Raw genomic sequence first — 16,492 nt, 5'->3', positions numbered from 1 at the left:
GCAACCGCCGGTGGATGTACGGTGCCGTAGTGGCGGGGGTGGTCACCGGAATTGCTACCCTGGTGCAAATGGCCATGCTCGCCCTGATTGTGCATCGGGGCGTTGGCGAGACTGTGCCAATCTCGGAGCTTTCTCCCCTATTTCTTGTGCTCGTGGCCGCCGTGCTTGTTCGCGCCCTCGGCCAGGGAATGCAAACCCGCATGGCTGCCCGGTGCAGTGAACATGTCCGGTGCGATGCCCGACGGCAGATTCACCAGCACTGGAACGCCGCCGGCCCGGTCGCCCTGAGTCACTTCTCCGCCGGCGCGTTGGCCCGGGAATGGCTCGACCACGTTGAGGCTCTGCACGGCTATTACTCGCGGTTCCTGCCCCAACTTTTGCTCGCCGTCATCATCCCCAGCCTTATACTGATCCTGGTGTTCACCCTGGATTGGCTCGCGGCTCTGCTTCTATTGTTGTCCGCTCCCCTGATACCCGTGTTCATGGCATTGGTGGGTATGGGCGCAGAAAGGCTCAACCAGCAGCACTTCCAGACGATTAGCCGACTCTCCGGGCAATTTTTGGATAAGGTCCGCGGCCTGACAACCCTGCAACTGTTTGGCCAGACCGACACCGCCGCCTCATTGCTCGCCACACGCTCGGATGCCTATCGACGCATCACGATGAAGACCCTCCGGATAGCCTTTCTGTCTTCTGCGGTTCTGGAATTCTTTGCCTCGATGGCGATAGCGGTGATCGCGATCTACATCGGCTTTGGCTTACTTGGGTACATCACCTTTGGCCCCGCAGACGAATTAACCCTGTTTTCCGGGCTGCTGATCCTGCTGCTGGCCCCAGAATTTTTCCAGCCATTACGTACTCTTTCCCAGCACTATCACGACCGGGCCTCCGCACTGGGGGCAGGTGCCGAAATTCTGACCCGTATGAACCGTCTGGCGAATGGTTCGCCGCGCGGTGGTAACGATGGTGAAAGCGAGGAAAGGCGTGAGGACAACGTTCAGCTGGGCGCGGTCGGCCTTTCGTACCGGCAGGAAAGACCGGTCTTTGCGGATCTATCACTGACGTTTGAGAAAGGTGATTGCATCGCACTTACTGGTCCGTCCGGAGGTGGCAAAAGCAGCTTGCTCCATTTGCTGGCAGGATTTTTGGTGCCGGATGAAGGGTCTATTTCGGTGTTTGGAAAGCAACCTGGCTCCTTCAGTTTTGGCTGGCTCGGTCAGACCGGGTTCCTGGTTCAGGGCTCCTGGGCCGATAACCTGCGCCTGACCCGGCCGGATGCCTCAGATATCGCCATTGAGGCGGCACTCACCAATGCGGGCCTGCGGTCACTTTTGGACAGCCGGGATGCGGGCATTCACAGCCATGTCTCGGAGGACGGCCAGGGGCTGTCTGGCGGCCAGGCGCGGCGACTGAGCCTGGCCCGTATCTTCGTGGCGGATTACGACTGATCCTGCTGGACGAGCCCACTGCGGGCCTGGATACCGACAGCGAGGTGCATGTGATCGAGGCCCTGCACAAGCTGGCCGAAGCCGGCAAGACGTTGATTTTCTCAACCCATCACCAGGCACTGCTCACTCTGGCTAACCGGGTATTACTGGTGACCGAAGGAGAACTGCGGGATGCGTGAGCTGCTGCCCTGGTTACGCCTGATTTTTCAGCGCTGGGGCCGGCTCTCGGTGGGCGGCCTGCTGCTTCTGATCACTGTGATTTCAGGTATGGGGCTTCTGGCGCTGTCGGGCTGGTTCATCACGGAGACGGCGCTGGCAGGCCTCCTGCTTGCAGCTGGCGTTCAGGCCTCAATCAACCTCTACACCCCCGGGGGCGGAATTCGCCTGTTTGCCCTTGTCCGAACCGTCGGGCGCTATCTGGAGCGGGTCTACAACCACGATACGGTGTTGCGCCAGCTCTCCGATATTCGAACCCGGCTGTTCCGGCAACTAGCCGCCGCGCCTCGCAGTCATCGGCTTGGGCTATCCGGCGCCCAGTGGCTATCGAGACTAACCCGCGACGTAGACGCTCTGGATACACTGTATCTGCGTCTGATTGCACCGACTGCTCTGGCGGCGCTGGTCAGCCTGATGGTAGTGCTTCTGGCAATGATTCTGTTCGATGTCCGAGTCGCCCTGTGGCTAGGGTTGTTACTGGCTGGCGCCCTCCTCTTTTCAACCATCGGTACGCTTTTGCGAACGCGACAAACTTCCCGCCGGCTCAGCGATAGCGAGGAAGGTTTGCGCACCCATATTATTGAACACCTTGAAGCTTTGCCGAGCTCACCGCCGCCGGGCGCACGGGTAAGCATGCGGCCTGGCTGATGCGACAGGCACACGGGTTTGCCAAGGAACAGGCGAAAGTGGACCGGCGTGTGGGCTGGAATCAGGCGGTTACCCACCTGCTGATCAATCTCGCGGCTATCGCCGTGCTCTGGGCCGGGTTTGACCTGTTTCAATCCGGGCAAGTTTCAGGGCCAGTGCTTGTGTTGTTGCCTATCGCCCTGCTAGGACTGGCCGAGGTTTATGGAGCCTGCCAGAAGCCTTCGGCTATCTGGGCGCCACCGAGGCCGCCGCCAGTCGGCTGAACCAGGATTCCCTGAACGCTCCCGGGGAGCAAATCATTCATACCAGGGAACCACCAAAAGGCACGGCACTGCTCGCAACAGAACTTGGCGTGCGATACGACGATGCGCCGCCGATCCTCATGCACTTTAACATCAACGTCGCCTGCGGGGAGCATCTGGGAATCATTGGTCACTCCGGCAGTGGCAAATCGACCCTTGCCGATGTACTGGCGGGTCTGGTGCCCCCCTTTCAAGGCGATATAGCGCGCCTGCCACTGAGTTACCTGACTCAGAGCACGGTGCTGTTTGAGGATACTTTGAAAGCGAATTTGCTGGTGGGCGACCCCACGGCGAGCGATGCCGCGATATGGCGGGTATTGGAGCTGGTGGAATTGGGTGAGCGGTTCGCGGGTGAGTCTGAACTGCTGGATACCTGGCTGGGCAACAGCGGAAGCCGGCTGTCCGGTGGCGAAGCACGCCGGATTGCGTTGGCCAGGGTACTGTTGAATCCGGCACCATTGCTGATACTGGATGAGCCGTTTACCGGGGTAGATGCGCCCACTCGGGAGCGCATCTGTCAGAACCTGCGGTACTGGCTGAAAGGGAAAGCAGTGATTGCGCTGGGCCATGGGCCGGATGCCCTACCGGACACCGACCGCGTGATTCACCTGATTTCCTGAGCCCGCAAATTAGCGGGTTTCCAGAACCTCAAAGGTCAGGCCCGCCTTGGTGGTTAAGCGGTCCATCAGGCTACCATTGAGCAGAGAGGACGGCGTCCAGAAACCACCCTCTTTCTCGACGGGAAGGTCGAAAGCCAGGCACATACCGGCTTCGCCCAGCATCTTGCCGGTTGAGCCATAGCCCGGGTCCTGGTCGCCGGTTACCTTGGTGATGATGGTCTTGCCATCCTGGGTACGGCCCATAAAGCGCAGGTCGTAGTACCCGGCTTTCTGGGCTTCCGGGCTGGGACCTTCTCCGGGCTGCGGTACGAACTTCTCTACCAACCAGCGCGTGGGTTTGATTGCCGACGCCGTGAAGAAAGCGCCAAGCCGCCGGTGATGCTGTACGCTGCCAGCCGGCCCTTCATGCCCCGGCCCGTCATCATCGCTTCATCGTAGGTGAATTCCTTCCCATAGCGCGCGTTCTGCAGCCCGTTGGAACGGTGGACGATACGGGTGTTGATCGCACCCATCACAAACGGCGCCAGCCAGACGTCGAACGTCTTATCGTACTCGGCGCCCTTGAGGCTGGGCTGACGAGCCTCGGAGCGATGTCCTGCTGGAGAAATTGAAAACGGGTTAGCCAGTTCTTTGCGCAGCTTGGGATCCGCACCTGCTTCTTTGGCGATGTTCATCATGGAGCGACGGTGCCGCCGGAGAACTCGCCCTTGAGCGCTTTTACCCGCATCCGGACATCCTGGCACGGCTCACCAAATGTCTGCTCGGCTTGCTGCTGCAGGAACCAGACACCCATGTCGGACGGAATGGAATCGAAGCCACAGCAATGCACGATGCGAGCACCGGAGGCTTTGGCCTCGTCTTCATACCGGTCGACCATCTTGCGGATCCATTGCACTTCCCCGGTCAGGTCACAGTAGTCTGTACCTGCACGCACGCAGGCCTGAACCAGCGGCTCACCGTACAAGGCGTAGGGGCCCACGGTGGAGATAATCACTCGGGTCTGGGCACACATGGCCTGAAGCGCCTGCTCATCAGCGGCATCGGCCAGGATGACCGGAAGATTCTTTGCCTTGCTGCCAAGATCACTTTTCAGTGTGTTCAGTTTGGCTTCGGAACGGCCGGCTATGGCCCAGTTTACCGTTTTCCCTAGTCCATAGGTCTCAAGCAGATATCGGGTAAGTATTTGACCAACAAAACTGGTCGCGCCAAATACGACCAGATCGTAGGTCGTTTCTGCTGATTTAGTCATTGCTTATCCTTTGCGTTTTAAATGATTAGGTAATTAATCGATCGTGCGTTGCGCGCGGGCATCCATCACGACCATAAACACTGCAACACCCAGACCCCAGAAGCCGTTAAGCAGCAAGCCACCAACCCACGTCTGAGCTGACGCCTCGAGGCCTTTTAAAGGGAACACCACCAGCATGGCAACGGCGGTTGGCCCGATCGCGCCGACTAGAACATGGCCGAGCCAGTACTTGGCCCCGGCCAAACGGCCAACAAGAAGCCAAAGCAACATACCCCACAGCCCACCGAAGAAGGCCAGGGAGAGCACTGAGGGCACGCCCAGCGGCGGCACTGGCGATAAATTGAAGGGCGCCATTGGCACCATGTCAGCCAGGTAGAACACCATGAACAACCCCTGGTGAAAGACCAGTGTTGCAATAAAACCGGCGAAAAAAGCTTTAATCCAGACCATAATGGGTCCCTGTCAGTGAATTATTCTTTAGTCTTAAGTAGTTGATTCTGCACAGCACCGCAACACACTGCAAATGTTATTGCCCATGCTGTGCCTGCGCCTGTATTCCATGCAAACCACCGCATTCCCGTCGGCTGGGCCAATCGCTTACAGTCGTTAATCGGGCACACTGCACTGCATGAACTCATGATGACGCCGAGGAGGCAAAGAGTGATCACAACGCTGGTGATAGTAAGCCTGATTCTTGCCGTCTTCAGCGGCTTTCTGTGCTGGCAGGTCATTGAACAGCGCAGAATGATCGCGCAGATGATGGAGTCCGACGACATTGACGGCGATGCTCCCGATCCCGAGCTGGTGCTAACCATGCGAGTGCTGGATCCCATCGCCATCGCCAAGCGGGAATCCCGCTCGGGTCGCATGCTTGCCGACAAGCTGCCGGTCATGGTGCGAAAAATGGTCTATCAGGAAGTGATGAAAGAGCTGGAGACCGAGATGGCGGAGCGGGAAATCGATGTCCAGATGCACATCGAGTACCGCTAAGGGGCGATCGATATCATGAGCACTTCCCTGATCATTCCGGCAATCCTGCTACTCGCTTCGCTGATCGCGCTGGGCTTTACACTGAGCCAACTGCAAGCGTCTCGACGCCAGCTACGGATTCTTAACGCTCGACGGATTGCCGCCCAGAGCGACATCCAGAAACGCAGGATGGAACTGGAGGAAGTCCGCAACCGGGCAAAACTGCTCGAAGACACAGTCTCCGGCGGCACCAGTGCCGTTGAAAAGGTTCACAGGGCGATTTCCAGCACCACATTTGGCCTGATCGACCTGTTTTCCCGGGACGAGGAATTCCGCCAGAGCGCCCGAAAAGCCCGTGAAACCCACGATCAAACCAGCAAAACGGTGTACAAAACCGTCCGCACCACCAACAAAGCCCTGCACATTCTGGCCGACACCCTGATTATCGGTAAGGCGGAAAAGCAACTTGCCTCCAAAAAGCCTGGTGCAAGCGACGCCCCCAAGACCGGGAAATGATCCGTCGGGCGGCTATCAGAGCTTTGTGTAGTGGTGGAGCACAACGTCTACCGTGACCGTCAGCTCATTAAGCTTTGCCGCCCTCTCCCGGCCCTCGGCGCTGGCACGGTATAGATGTGGGGTCATCGCCAGCAAATCGGCAATCGTCTCCTGTCCCGTCAGGGTCAGAGTGTGGCGAACCGGCTCCGATGCGCCCAATTTGAAGCCTTCCGGCGCGGCCTCACTTCTGGTCTTTTCCGGTTTTAGCTCCGGGTAGATGATTTCCCGCAGCTCCCGAAGGTGATCCGGTCCCGCATCGACCTGCAAAACAAGACCACCTGATTTCAGCACCCGATGGAATTCACCGTAAACCGGAAAGCCGAACAGGCACAGCACAGCGTCCAGCGTACCGGGCAGAACCGGCAGATTGGCGTTACTCCCCACCACCCAGCTCAGCTGTTTGTCCTGCTTGGCCGCGGCCAGCACCGCCCACTTGGAAATATCCAGACCAACCACCGCAACCTCGCGGCTTGCTGCCTGTGATTCGGCCAGGCGCCGGGTGTAGTAGCCCTCACCACAGCCGCATCCAGGAGACGCACCACATCCGTTTCCGGCAAGCCGCCGGCCACAATTCGGTTCACCGCATCGGAGATGGCATCGTAGAATCCGGCATTCAGGAAACGCTGGCGCGCGGCCACCATGTCTTTGCTGTCGCCAGGCTCCCGGGACCGCTTTTTTTGCACCGGCAACAAATGCACATAGCCCTGCCGGGCGATGTCAAAGCTGTGTCCGGATTCGCAGCGCCAGCTATTGCCATCGCGGTGCAAAGTCTGGCCATCGAGTGGGCACGCCAGTGCGTCAAAGGGAGTGAGGGGCATGGGAAAGATTCCGGCTATCAGGATGGTTCGGTGACTCAGGCAGCTCTATTTTATGACCGCCCAACAAAAAAGGCACCCGAAGGTGCCTTTTTCAAGCGTCCAGAAAGTTACAGAACTTTCTTCAGCTCTTCTTCCAGCTGCGGTACTGCTTCAAACAGATCCGCTACCAGGCCGTAATCAGCCACCTGGAAGATCGGTGCTTCTTCGTCCTTGTTGATCGCAACGATCACCTTGGAGTCAGACATACCAGCCAAGTGCTGGATGGCACCGGAGATGCCCACGGCAATGTACAGCTGCGGAGCAACAATCTTACCGGTCTGGCCAACCTGCATGTCGTTCGGTACGAAACCAGCGTCGACAGCAGCACGGGATGCGCCAACAGCAGCACCCATCAGATCAGCTACCTGCTCCAACATCTTGAAGTTGTCGCCGTTCTGCATGCCACGACCACCGGAAACAACGATACCGGCGCTTGCCAGATCAGGACGGTCAGACTTGGCCAGCTCTTCGCTTACGAATTGGGACAAACCAGCGTCTTTTACAACGTCCAGCTGTTCGACAGCGGCGGAACCACCTTCACCGGCAACCGGGTCGAAAGCGGTCGGGCGAACCGTAATTACTTTGATGCTGTCACTGGATTTTACAGTGGCAATCGCGTTACCTGCGTAGATCGGGCGAACGAAGGTGTCTTCGGACTCCACACGCATGATGTCGGATACCTGCGCAACGTCCAGCAGTGCAGCAACCCGTGGCATGAAGTCTTTGCCCACGGTACCGGCAGCGGCCAGAATGTGGCTGTAGCCCTTGCCTGCTTCGGCAACCAGCTCACCCAGGTTTTCACCCAGGAAGTGGCCGTATGCAGCGTTGTCGGCAACCAGTACCTTGTTAACGCCTTCAGCCTTGGCAGCAGCTTCGGCAACGGCGCCGCAGTTTTCGCCGGCAACCAGGACGTCGATGTCTCCGCCGATGGCCTTGGCGGCCGCTACAACATTCAGGGTAGCCTGCTTCAGGCTGCTGTTGTCATGTTCAGCAATTACAAGGATGCTCATTTAGATCACCTTCGCTTCGTTCTTCAGTTTATCGACGAGCTCTGCAACGTCTGCCACTTTCACGCCAGCCTGACGGGAAGCAGGTGCTTCAACCTTCAGAGTGGACAGGCGCGGGGCGATGTCGACGCCCAGATCAGCCGGGCTCATGGACTCGAGCGGCTTCTTCTTCGCCTTCATGATGTTCGGGAGCGAGGCGTAACGCGGCTCGTTCAGGCGCAGGTCTGTGGTAACAACCGCCGGCAGGTTCAGAGACACGGTCATCAGACCACCGTCTACTTCGCGGGTTACGTTAACCTTCTCGCCTTCAACAACCACTTCTGACGCGAAGGTGCCTTGCGCCATGCCGGTCAGTGCTGCGAGCATCTGGCCCGTCTGGTTGTTGTCGGAATCGATGGACTGTTTGCCAAGAATAACCAGCTTCGGCTCTTCTTTCTCGACAACACTTTTCAGCAGCTTGGCCGCTTCGAGGGACTGAACCTCTTCGTCGGTTTCCACGTGGATACCACGGTCCGCGCCCAGGGCCAGTGCAGTTCGGATCTGCTCCTGTGCTGCTTTCGGGCCGATAGAGACCACCACGATTTCACTGGCAACACCCTTCTCTTTCAAGCGAACCGCTTCTTCAACCGCGATTTCACAGAACGGGTTCATTGCCATCTTGACGTTGGCGAGATCAACACCGGTGTTGTCCGGCTTGACGCGCACCTTTACGTTGTAGTCGATTACTCGTTTTACAGCGACCAGAACCTTCATAGATTCCTCGTTCTTCTACGATGGGTTTAAAGACTCGCAATCAGAAACACTCTTTTGCGACCCCGCAGCTGCGGACCTCGGAGTATTCTTGATTCCTGTAGTTTCGGTGTGAAGCCAGAATTATGGGCCTTCACGCCGAACGTTACAAACAGCTTCCTCACGCGGGGCCTGCTGTCACGGCGGACTAATACTGCAGGCAAAGGGTGAACGGGTCAATAGGCCCGCTCGGACGCGCCAGGAGCGTTTTTCAAGCACATTGGCCAGTGTTGACTGGGCCAGGCAGTGAGACGATACTAAAAAACGCCTCAGAACACACGATGTTTCGGTGTACACGTACAATGCCAAAGGAGAGGCAGAATTTCAAACAAACGTTTGTTTGATTCTGCAAATACGATATCCTTTTTCTTAATAGTCGGTGCGATCGGCTTTGGGCAGTCGTCTATAGGCAGTTTTACCGGTATGATGACGCCCCAGAATTCAGCCTACGGGCACACAATATCCATTAAAAGAAGTTTGAGGAGACCAACGTGGAACGCGAATCGATGGAGTTTGATGTTCTTATCGTCGGCGGCGGGCCTGCAGGCCTGTCGGCAGCTTGCCGTGTCATGCAGTTGGCACAGGAAGCTGGCGAAGAACTCACCGTATGCGTGGTAGAGAAAGGTTCCGAAATCGGCGCGCACATCCTTGCCGGTACCGTATTCGAGCCCACTGCCCTCAACGAACTCTTCCCGGACTGGAAAGAGAAAGGCGCCCCGCTGAACACGCCGGTCACCCGGGACGACATTTTCCTGCTGAAGAACCAGGAAAAAGCCACCAAGATCCCGAATGGCTTCGTGCCGAAGAACATGCACAACCACGGCAACTACATCATCAGCCTGGGCAACCTTTGCCGCTGGCTGGCCGAGCAGGCCGAGCAGCTGGGCGTTGAGGTCTACCCCGGCTTCGCCGCTTCCGAAACCATTGTTGAAGATGGCGAGGTCAAGGGCATCATCACCGGTGACATGGGCGTAGCCCGTGACGGCTCCGAGAAAGACGGCTACATGCCGGGCATGGAGCTGCGCGCGAAGTACACCCTGTTTACAGAGGGCTGTCGTGGTCACCTGGGCAAGCGCCTGATCAACGACTTCAAGCTGGACGAAGGCAAGGATCCACAGCACTACGGCATCGGCATCAAAGAGCTGTGGGACATTGATCCTGCCAAACATGAGCCAGGCCTGGTTGTGCACACCACAGGCTGGCCGCTGAGCGAAAGCGGTACAACTGGCGGTTCTTTCCTTTATCACCTGGAAAACGGCCAGGTTTACGTGGGCCTGATCACTGATCTGTCCTACAGCAATCCGCACCTGAGTCCGTTTGAAGAGTTCCAGCGCCTGAAGCTGCACCCGGAAGTCGCCAAGTACCTGGAAGGCGGCAAGCGCGTGTCCTATGGTGCCCGTGCCATTTCCAAGGGTGGTTACAACGCCCTGCCGAAGATGAGCTTCCCCGGTGGTCTGTTGCTTGGCTGTGATGCCGGTACCCTGAACAGCTCCAAGATCAAAGGCTCCCACACCGCCATGAAGTCTGGCCTGTTGGGCGCGGAAGCGGTCTTCGAAGCCCTGAAAGAAGGCAAAAGCGGCGAGGAAATCACCAGCTTCCAGCAGCGTTTCGAGGACAGCTGGCTGTACAAGGAGCTTTACGCCGAGCGTAACTTTGGTCCGGCCATGCACAAATTTGGCAATTTTGTCGGTGGTGCGATCGCATTCGTCGAGCAGAACATCCTGCGCGGCAGCCTGCCATTCACCTTCCACGACACGACGCCGGATTACGCTACGCTGAAGCCTGCCTCTGAAGCCAAGCAAATCAGCTACCCGAAGCCGGACAACAAGCTGACCTTTGATCGCCTGTCCTCGGTGTTTATCTCCAACACCAACCACGAGGAAGATCAGCCGGTTCACCTGAAGCTGACCGATCCGGACATCCCGCTGAACGAGAACCTGCCTAAGTACAACGAACCCGCCCAGCGTTACTGCCCGGCCGGGGTTTACGAAGTTGTCGAGAAAGAAGACGGCAGCGGCAAGAAGTTCCAGATCAACGCCCAGAACTGTGTTCACTGCAAGACCTGTGACATCAAGGATCCTGCTCAGAACATCAACTGGGTAACGCCAGAAGGTGGCGGTGGTCCCAACTACCCGAACATGTAAGTTCGGATAGCGAAAAACGGCCCTTTATTGGGCCGTTTTTTTGTCCTGACTTTCTTCCAGGCATAAAAAAACGGCTCCAGATGGAGCCGTTTTTGCAGACACTTCAGAAAAGCTTAGTGAGCGTGACCGTGCTCTTGCTCTTCGTCAGTCGCATCGCGCGCTTCAACAACTTCTACGTCGAAGTGCAGGGTCTGACCTGCCAGCGGATGGTTGGCATCGATAGTAACGGTTTCATCGCCAACTTCTACAACGCGAACTACCTGGGGGCCGCCCGGAGTTTGCGCTTGGAACTGCATGCCAGGCTCGATGGTGTCGACGCCTTCAAACGCAGAACGGGGAACCGGCTGTACCAGCTCTTCGTTAAGCTCACCGTAACCTTCAGCCGGCTCAACAGATACCTTGACCTGGTCGCCAGGGGTCTTTTCGTTCAGTGCACTTTCCAGTCCACCGATAATGTTCTGAGCACCTTCCAGGTATGACAGCGGCTCACGACCTTCTACACGGGAGGAGTCCAGCTCTTCTCCCTGATCGTTGGTGAGCGTGTAATGGATGGTGACAACACGAGGTTGGGCCATGTGATCTCCTTGCGTGTCGCAATGACTGTTTAATTGAATTAAAGGCAATCGAAAGTGATCTTGAACAGCCGGACTGCACAGAGGGACTGACGACCACCGGGCCTCGTTAGAGAGCCAGGCTCGTAACAAGTATGAAAACACAGTTTAACAACTGACTTAATGCGTTTTCTACCGTCATTGATGGGGACGCGGTAAGGGTTTTCAACCACCCTACCCAATTTTGTAGAAATTTCCGTTACTGAACACGCCGAGCTCAGGCCCAGTCTGCCCCTCACGCTCAACAACATGCTCTGCCAGATCATAAAAAGCAGCGGTTACCAGTCTCGCTGTAACACCGTGGCGCACATGGATAATCGGGCGCGGCTCATCAGTGCCGGCGTAGCTTCCCACCTCCAGCGGGTGGTCATCACCAATCTCAAGAACTTCGCCAACGTTGGTGGTCAGCTTGATAACCTGTTCTGCCCCGTCAGCCTCCACTATCAGGGAGTGGGCCAATAAAGGAGCATCTTCCACCTGGATGCGCCATTTTTCCACCGGCGTGACCAGGTAAAACTCGCCATCGTCTTCAAGACGCAGGATGGTTGAGAACAGACGCACAATGGCCTCACGGGCAAGCGGCTCGCCCTTGTAGATCCACTGACCGTCTCGGGACACGCGCAAGTCCATGTCGCCGGACAAATCAGGATTCCACTGTTCCAGCGGCGGCAGGCCCGATTTTTTTGCAGATTGCTCAACCTGGTCGGCAATGGTTTCCGGATTCTGACTCATGCAACAACTCCCGCTAACATCGAAAGTACGGCTATAAGCCGCGCATCCACTCTGCCCGGAGCGGCGCAGCCCCAGGGTTGGTGATGGCGAAATTGACCTGCTCGAGCATTTTCTCTTTATCCCGCCCCAAGGTCCCTTTCAACACGAGGTAATTTGAGGCGTGGTCGCTCCGAAAGATCGTTCTCTCGAGATCCAGATGTTCCAGGAACAATCGAATCTCTTCGAACAAGCCTTGCTGGGATAGAGGTACGAAGTCATCCCCGAATCCGGATCGGAATCGCTCCTCCCCCTGCGGGAAACTGACCACCAGGGTCGACAGGTAATCAGGCTGGGTTTCGTTACACAGGGTTGCGGTGTTAATGGCGTGCTGCCGCGACAGACTCTCCCCACCCAAGCCATTGAGCACCATCACCGAGCTGGTGAGGCCAGCTTCACGGATTTTCACCAGCGCTGAACGGGTGGACTCCCAGGATTCGCCCTTGTTTACCCGCTTCAAGATCTCGTCGTCTCCGGACTCCATGCCCACGTAGAGAATCTGCAGGCCGGCTTCTTTCAGCTGAGCCAACTCTTCCACCGTTTTCTTGGCCAGATTACGGGGCAGACAGTAGCTGGACACACGCTGCAGGTCCGGAAATGCGGCCCTGAGATCGGCCAGGATCTCCAGCAAACGGCGGGTCGGCAATACCATGGCGTCGCCATCAGCGAGAAAGACCCGCCGTACGCCACCCAGGCTGCGGGCGGCCTTCTCAATGTCGGCGCGAACGTCCTCAGGCTTGCGGGCCCGGAATTTCTTCTGCGGCTGCGTGTACATCTCGCAAAACGTGCATTTGTTCCAGGAGCAGCCATTGGTAACGGGCAAGATCAGCGATTTGGCTTCACTGGGCGGTCTAAAAACCGGCTCGACATAATCGATGGGGAAACTGTACATAAAAAAGGCTCAACACATGACTGTGGGTGCGTTAGAGAAGAGATCAGGGCAGAAACTGGGCTTTCAAGTCAGCACAACCCGGCCCAACCACCGGCATATCCAATACCACCGCCTGAGACGTCATGAACGGGATGCCATGACGATGACCATCCACCAGCAAGGTAGACAGGCTGCCTACCAGAGGCATGTGTGCCACCAATAACAACGGTGAGGTCTGATGCTCCAGCAGCGCGTCCAGGCAGAGCCCCGGATCATCGTCCGGGGTCAGAAACGGCTTTTCCTCCACCGGGCAATTCAGGATTTCGGACACGATGGCCGCGGTTTCGCGCGCCCGCACGTACGGACTGGTCCAGATCAGCTTCGGCCGCCAGGGCGAATCCGCAATCTGAGCGGCACACTCGGCGGCATGAAGCCGGCCGACTTCGGTCAGTTCCCGCTCCCGGTCTAGCGTATGCCAACCCGCTTCACCATGGCGCATCACGAGCACTTGCACGGGCAATCCTCCGGTGCTTGGGCGTTACTGAGTGATGGTGCGGGGCAGAATGAACTCCACGTCGGAGTTCTGCACCGCCATCATCAGGCTGTTAATGACCGCTTTGATCGACGCGTTGCCGTAAAGGATTTCATACAGACCGCGAACCAACGGCATATAGATGCCTATTGCCTCGGACTTTTCCTTCACCAGCTTCAGGGTGTAGATACCCTCGGCCACCTGGCCCAGATCGGCAACGGCGTCGTCCAAATTCTGGCCTTTGCCGACAGCGTAACCCACCCTGAAATTCCGGCTCTTGGACGAGGTACAGGTCACGATGAGGTCGCCAACACCCGCCAGCCCCATAAACGTCATGGGGTTTGCCCCCAGGCTGACGGCAAAGCGACTCATCTCTGCCAGGCCTCGGGTAATCAGCATGGCCTTGGCGTTCTCGCCCATGTCCAGGGCCGATGACAGGCCCGCAACAATGGCGTAGATATTCTTCAAAGCGCCTGCTAATTCAACACCATAGATATCAACGTTCGCGTAAACCCTGAAGTATTCGCAGCCCAGCAAATCCTGGGCGGTGCGGCGTACATCGGGGTCTTTGGCGGCAATTACCGTGGCGGTCAGGTCGCGGTTAACGATTTCTCCGGCCAGGTTGGGCCCACTCAAGACGCCAATACGGCAGCGGGGAATCTCCTCCTGGAGAATCTCACTCATCAGCTTGAAGCCGTGCTCTTCGATGCCCTTGGTCAGGCTGATAACAATCTGACCGTCGCGGAACTCATCGCAGTGTTCCCGAATTACGGCTCGGAAGGCTTTGCTGGGAATGGCGACAAATACGATTTCGGCCTTGCCGACAGCTTCGGCCAGATCGGTCGTAGGCAGGACATCTCCGCTCAATTTAACATCGGGCATGTACCGACTATTGATGGAGGTGGTGCTGATTTCCTCAACCTGGGCCGCATCGCGCATCCAGAAATGCACGCGATGACCGTTTTCTGCCAGCACCTTAGTCATTGCGGTACCAAAACTGCCACCGCCAAGAACGGCTACATCGTGCACCGGAACGGCGCCGCCATTGTCTTGAGGTGCATTTTTCTCAGGCATAGTTAATCCGTTGTGTTATCTAGTCGGGTGAGAATCCGGATGATTCCGAATCGGCGAAACGGCACTGCCTTTAGCCGGTCTCTTCACACTCAAGAGCACGTACCAGATTCTTGAACTCTTCCCTGTTTCGACTGTTTAGCCCCATAAGCACCTTGTGAGCATCAAGTACTTTATCTCGAACCTGCTGTTCGCTGGCTTTCAGTACCGGGATTTCTTCAAGCTCTTCAATGCGGGACGCAGGTTCCCTGACAATGATGAATATCTTGTCGAACCCCATGGAAGTGATAATGCGGGTAATATCCGGATTGGTGGAGATCAGTGTAGGCAGAAAGTTGCTCTGCTTCTGAGCGGCCATCGCAATTTTGGCTAGCAGGCCCAGTGTGGTGCTGTCGATGATCTCGGTTTCAGTGAGATCGATCACCACGGTCTTGAATTCGGGGTCCTGAGTAATGGACTCAACTAGATGGTCCAGCGTTGAACATAGGTTCAGCCGGATTTCTCCAATAAACTTCAGGACATAAATGCCCTGTTTGTCAGCTTGCAGGATCTTATAACCAGCCATGCTTCACACTGCCACTATTTCGACGACCTGTTGACTGAATCCATTATGGCGTCAGTTACCGAGACGATCGCTATATCATCCGGTAATTCCGTGATCTCGTCGAGATTTAGAGCCTCGCTCAAGGAGGCGATAGTGTGACGACCTCCAGACACGAGTTCAAGTAGTGTCCTTTCCTTTTCATCCAGGCTTTTTGCCGGAATGACCTCTAATATGCCGTCTGAGAACAGGGTTAACCGGAACGGTTTATCTAGGGGAATTTCGTAAACCTCCCACGTTGGCGTCTCGAAAAGCCCTACTGGCAAACCACTTCCTTCGAGAAACGCCGCTTCCCCGCCCTCAAATGAAAGAATCGGCATGGGAAAATGGGCCCCAACTGCATAGGTCAATGTACGCTCGGCGATGGAAATAATGCCAACAAATACGGTTACGTGTTTGCCGAGACCCGTATCGAGCAATTCAGAGTTGATGCGCTCCAGAAAACGATCAGGATAAAGGATATCGTCGCTGGAGTGTCGGCGTAGGTTGCGCTGCAAGCGATTGGTCAGGTTTTTAAGCAACACCGTCACGAACGCAGAACTGGCGCCATGGCCCGACACGTCGGCGATGTACACCAGAACCTGGTTCGGCGAAATCTGGAAATAGTCCAGAAAATCACCACTCAGATACAGAGACGGCTTGATCAGGTGGTCTACCTTCAGGCCTGCTACGTCCTGAACGTGGTCCGGAAGCATTCTTAGCTGCACTTTCCGGCCAGCCCGCTGATCCGCCCGCAATTCGGCGATGCCATTGCGCAGATCACGGTTGGCTTCTTCCAGTTCTTGGCGATACAACTGGTTGAGCCGATTCACCCGAACCCGGTCAAACAGCTTTTCAATCACGTCGTCCAGCGCGCCCTTGTCGTTATTGCAGGGCTTGAGGACAAAATCGGCGGCGCCGGCCCGAAGCGCGCTCACGACATCGGCACTGGCCTCGCTGGTGGAACAGCAGACAATGGGAGAGAAAACATCCGCCTCTTCCAGCCTTGAAGCCAAATCTTTGATCGATTCCGGCGGCAGATCGGCAAAGATTACGTCGGGAGCATTGTCGTCGAACAGGGTCTTGGCAGAGGCAACACTGGTGGATCCGGAAACGTAAAAGCCTCGAGCTTCCAGATAGCGGGACAGATCCGCGCGGGCCTTTTCATCGGCGTCAATAATGAGTATGCGCTCGGTGCGCGAGGTCATGGCTACTGCCCTAAGCTACCAGCGATAAAAGAAAAAATGGCGTTAAT

The 16,492-nt window shown here is 56.8% G+C and carries 18 protein-coding genes and 2 pseudogenes; 7 read left to right on the top strand and 13 right to left on the bottom strand.

The features are described from left to right. Positions 1-14 precede the first annotated feature (14 nt). From cydD to AU14_RS20180, 4 genes and pseudogenes are all read left to right on the top strand, one after another. Positions 15-1,627, top strand: a pseudogene (gene cydD, locus AU14_RS01765) (thiol reductant ABC exporter subunit CydD). Beyond that, on the top strand, positions 1,620-2,312 hold the full coding sequence (locus AU14_RS20190) for an ABC transporter transmembrane domain-containing protein (protein WP_236744283.1): 693 nt from the start codon (positions 1,620-1,622) through the stop codon (positions 2,310-2,312). The pseudogene cydD and the gene AU14_RS20190 overlap by 8 nt, the downstream one beginning before the upstream one ends. Beyond that, the gene (locus AU14_RS20185; protein ID WP_236744282.1) at positions 2,312-2,575 is read left to right on the top strand and encodes a 6TM ABC transporter family protein; all 264 of its coding nucleotides are present in this window, start codon (positions 2,312-2,314) and stop codon (positions 2,573-2,575) included. Before AU14_RS20190 ends, AU14_RS20185 begins: the two co-directional genes overlap by 1 nt. A gap of 89 nt (positions 2,576-2,664) precedes the next feature. Next, complete coding sequence (locus AU14_RS20180; protein ID WP_236744281.1) at positions 2,665-3,234, top strand: ATP-binding cassette domain-containing protein; 570 nt, start codon at positions 2,665-2,667, stop codon at positions 3,232-3,234. Positions 3,235-3,243: 9 nt separating this feature from the next. Here the strand turns inward: AU14_RS20180 and AU14_RS01755 are convergent. Together AU14_RS01755 and AU14_RS01750 are read right to left on the bottom strand one after the other, a co-directional pair. After that, positions 3,244-4,483: pseudogene (locus AU14_RS01755) on the bottom strand (saccharopine dehydrogenase family protein). A 33-nt stretch (positions 4,484-4,516) separates the two neighbouring features. Further along, the gene (locus AU14_RS01750; RefSeq protein ID WP_041338409.1) at positions 4,517-4,933 is read right to left on the bottom strand and encodes a hypothetical protein; all 417 of its coding nucleotides are present in this window, start codon (positions 4,931-4,933) and stop codon (positions 4,517-4,519) included. Positions 4,934-5,143: 210 nt separating this feature from the next. Here AU14_RS01750 and AU14_RS01745 point away from each other — a divergent pair, with 210 nt between their 5' ends. Both AU14_RS01745 and AU14_RS01740 read left to right on the top strand, forming a co-directional pair. Next, entirely contained in the window at positions 5,144-5,473 is a 330-nt protein-coding gene (locus AU14_RS01745) for a hypothetical protein (protein ID WP_094191124.1), read from the top strand. 15 nt (positions 5,474-5,488) lie between these two features. Next, positions 5,489-5,968: a hypothetical protein gene (locus tag AU14_RS01740; RefSeq protein WP_041338407.1), complete on the top strand. Its 480-nt coding sequence runs from the start codon at positions 5,489-5,491 to the stop codon at positions 5,966-5,968. A gap of 15 nt (positions 5,969-5,983) precedes the next feature. On the opposite strand, the gene AU14_RS20175 is transcribed toward AU14_RS01740, so the two are convergent. From AU14_RS20175 to AU14_RS01725, 4 genes are all read right to left on the bottom strand, one after another. Further along, positions 5,984-6,499, bottom strand: coding sequence for a methyltransferase domain-containing protein (locus AU14_RS20175; RefSeq protein ID WP_236744574.1), 516 nt, complete (start codon positions 6,497-6,499; stop codon positions 5,984-5,986). Continuing rightward, complete coding sequence (locus AU14_RS20170) at positions 6,400-6,825, bottom strand: putative RNA methyltransferase (protein WP_236744280.1); 426 nt, start codon at positions 6,823-6,825, stop codon at positions 6,400-6,402. The genes AU14_RS20175 and AU14_RS20170 overlap by 100 nt, the downstream gene beginning before the upstream one ends. 107 nt (positions 6,826-6,932) lie before the next feature. Beyond that, positions 6,933-7,874 carry an electron transfer flavoprotein subunit alpha/FixB family protein gene (locus AU14_RS01730; protein ID WP_041338406.1) on the bottom strand — a complete coding sequence of 314 codons (942 nt, stop codon included), beginning with the start codon at positions 7,872-7,874 and terminating at the stop codon, positions 6,933-6,935. Then, positions 7,875-8,624 (bottom strand): electron transfer flavoprotein subunit beta/FixA family protein, encoded by a 750-nt coding sequence (locus tag AU14_RS01725; RefSeq protein WP_041338405.1) that lies wholly within the window; start codon positions 8,622-8,624, stop codon positions 7,875-7,877. A gap of 527 nt (positions 8,625-9,151) precedes the next feature. On the opposite strand from AU14_RS01725, the gene AU14_RS01720 reads away from it, so the two are divergent. Then, positions 9,152-10,804 (top strand): electron transfer flavoprotein-ubiquinone oxidoreductase, encoded by a 1,653-nt coding sequence (locus AU14_RS01720; protein ID WP_041338403.1) that lies wholly within the window; start codon positions 9,152-9,154, stop codon positions 10,802-10,804. Between the two features lie 113 nt (positions 10,805-10,917). On the opposite strand, the gene AU14_RS01715 is transcribed toward AU14_RS01720, so the two are convergent. The 7 genes from AU14_RS01715 to AU14_RS01685 form a co-directional block, all read right to left on the bottom strand. Next, on the bottom strand, positions 10,918-11,379 hold the full coding sequence (locus AU14_RS01715; protein WP_041338401.1) for an FKBP-type peptidyl-prolyl cis-trans isomerase: 462 nt from the start codon (positions 11,377-11,379) through the stop codon (positions 10,918-10,920). A 210-nt stretch (positions 11,380-11,589) separates the two neighbouring features. Further along, on the bottom strand, positions 11,590-12,147 hold the full coding sequence (locus tag AU14_RS01710) for a DUF1285 domain-containing protein (RefSeq protein WP_041338399.1): 558 nt from the start codon (positions 12,145-12,147) through the stop codon (positions 11,590-11,592). A gap of 31 nt (positions 12,148-12,178) precedes the next feature. Further along, positions 12,179-13,075, bottom strand: a complete 897-nt coding sequence (locus AU14_RS01705; RefSeq protein WP_041338397.1) for a radical SAM protein — start codon at positions 13,073-13,075, stop codon at positions 12,179-12,181. Between the two features lie 43 nt (positions 13,076-13,118). Continuing rightward, positions 13,119-13,568, bottom strand: coding sequence for a SixA phosphatase family protein (locus AU14_RS01700; protein WP_041338395.1), 450 nt, complete (start codon positions 13,566-13,568; stop codon positions 13,119-13,121). A 24-nt stretch (positions 13,569-13,592) separates the two neighbouring features. Continuing rightward, positions 13,593-14,660, bottom strand: a complete 1,068-nt coding sequence (locus AU14_RS01695; protein ID WP_041338393.1) for an NAD(P)H-dependent glycerol-3-phosphate dehydrogenase — start codon at positions 14,658-14,660, stop codon at positions 13,593-13,595. A gap of 70 nt (positions 14,661-14,730) precedes the next feature. Beyond that, positions 14,731-15,222, bottom strand: coding sequence for an STAS domain-containing protein (locus AU14_RS01690; protein WP_041338391.1), 492 nt, complete (start codon positions 15,220-15,222; stop codon positions 14,731-14,733). 14 nt (positions 15,223-15,236) lie between these two features. After that, positions 15,237-16,445, bottom strand: a complete 1,209-nt coding sequence (locus tag AU14_RS01685) for a PP2C family protein-serine/threonine phosphatase (protein WP_041338389.1) — start codon at positions 16,443-16,445, stop codon at positions 15,237-15,239. Positions 16,446-16,492: the final 47 nt, after the last annotated feature.

It is taken from the genome of Marinobacter similis, assembly GCF_000830985.1.
In the GTDB taxonomy this organism is placed as follows: domain Bacteria; phylum Pseudomonadota; class Gammaproteobacteria; order Pseudomonadales; family Oleiphilaceae; genus Marinobacter; species Marinobacter similis.
This window is presented reverse-complemented; position numbering and strand designations above follow the sequence as displayed.

Bases quoted from the DNA above. Each gene is read 5' to 3' on its own strand.
- AU14_RS01710 (WP_041338399.1), bottom strand. From the start codon at position 12,147: ATGAGTCAGAATCCGGAAACCATTGCCGACCAGGTTGAGCAATCTGCA.
- AU14_RS01740 (WP_041338407.1), top strand. From the start codon at position 5,489: ATGAGCACTTCCCTGATCATTCCGGCAATCCTGCTACTCGCTTCGCTG.
- AU14_RS20190 (WP_236744283.1), top strand. From the start codon at position 1,620: ATGCGTGAGCTGCTGCCCTGGTTACGCCTGATTTTTCAGCGCTGGGGC.
- AU14_RS01695 (WP_041338393.1), bottom strand. From the start codon at position 14,660: ATGCCTGAGAAAAATGCACCTCAAGACAATGGCGGCGCCGTTCCGGTG.
- AU14_RS01705 (WP_041338397.1), bottom strand. From the start codon at position 13,075: ATGTACAGTTTCCCCATCGATTATGTCGAGCCGGTTTTTAGACCGCCC.
- AU14_RS01685 (WP_041338389.1), bottom strand. From the start codon at position 16,445: ATGACCTCGCGCACCGAGCGCATACTCATTATTGACGCCGATGAAAAG.
- AU14_RS01715 (WP_041338401.1), bottom strand. From the start codon at position 11,379: ATGGCCCAACCTCGTGTTGTCACCATCCATTACACGCTCACCAACGAT.
- AU14_RS01730 (WP_041338406.1), bottom strand. From the start codon at position 7,874: ATGAGCATCCTTGTAATTGCTGAACATGACAACAGCAGCCTGAAGCAG.
- AU14_RS01725 (WP_041338405.1), bottom strand. From the start codon at position 8,624: ATGAAGGTTCTGGTCGCTGTAAAACGAGTAATCGACTACAACGTAAAG.
- AU14_RS01690 (WP_041338391.1), bottom strand. From the start codon at position 15,222: ATGGCTGGTTATAAGATCCTGCAAGCTGACAAACAGGGCATTTATGTC.
- AU14_RS20170 (WP_236744280.1), bottom strand. From the start codon at position 6,825: ATGCCCCTCACTCCCTTTGACGCACTGGCGTGCCCACTCGATGGCCAG.
- AU14_RS01750 (WP_041338409.1), bottom strand. From the start codon at position 4,933: ATGGTCTGGATTAAAGCTTTTTTCGCCGGTTTTATTGCAACACTGGTC.
- AU14_RS20185 (WP_236744282.1), top strand. From the start codon at position 2,312: ATGCGACAGGCACACGGGTTTGCCAAGGAACAGGCGAAAGTGGACCGG.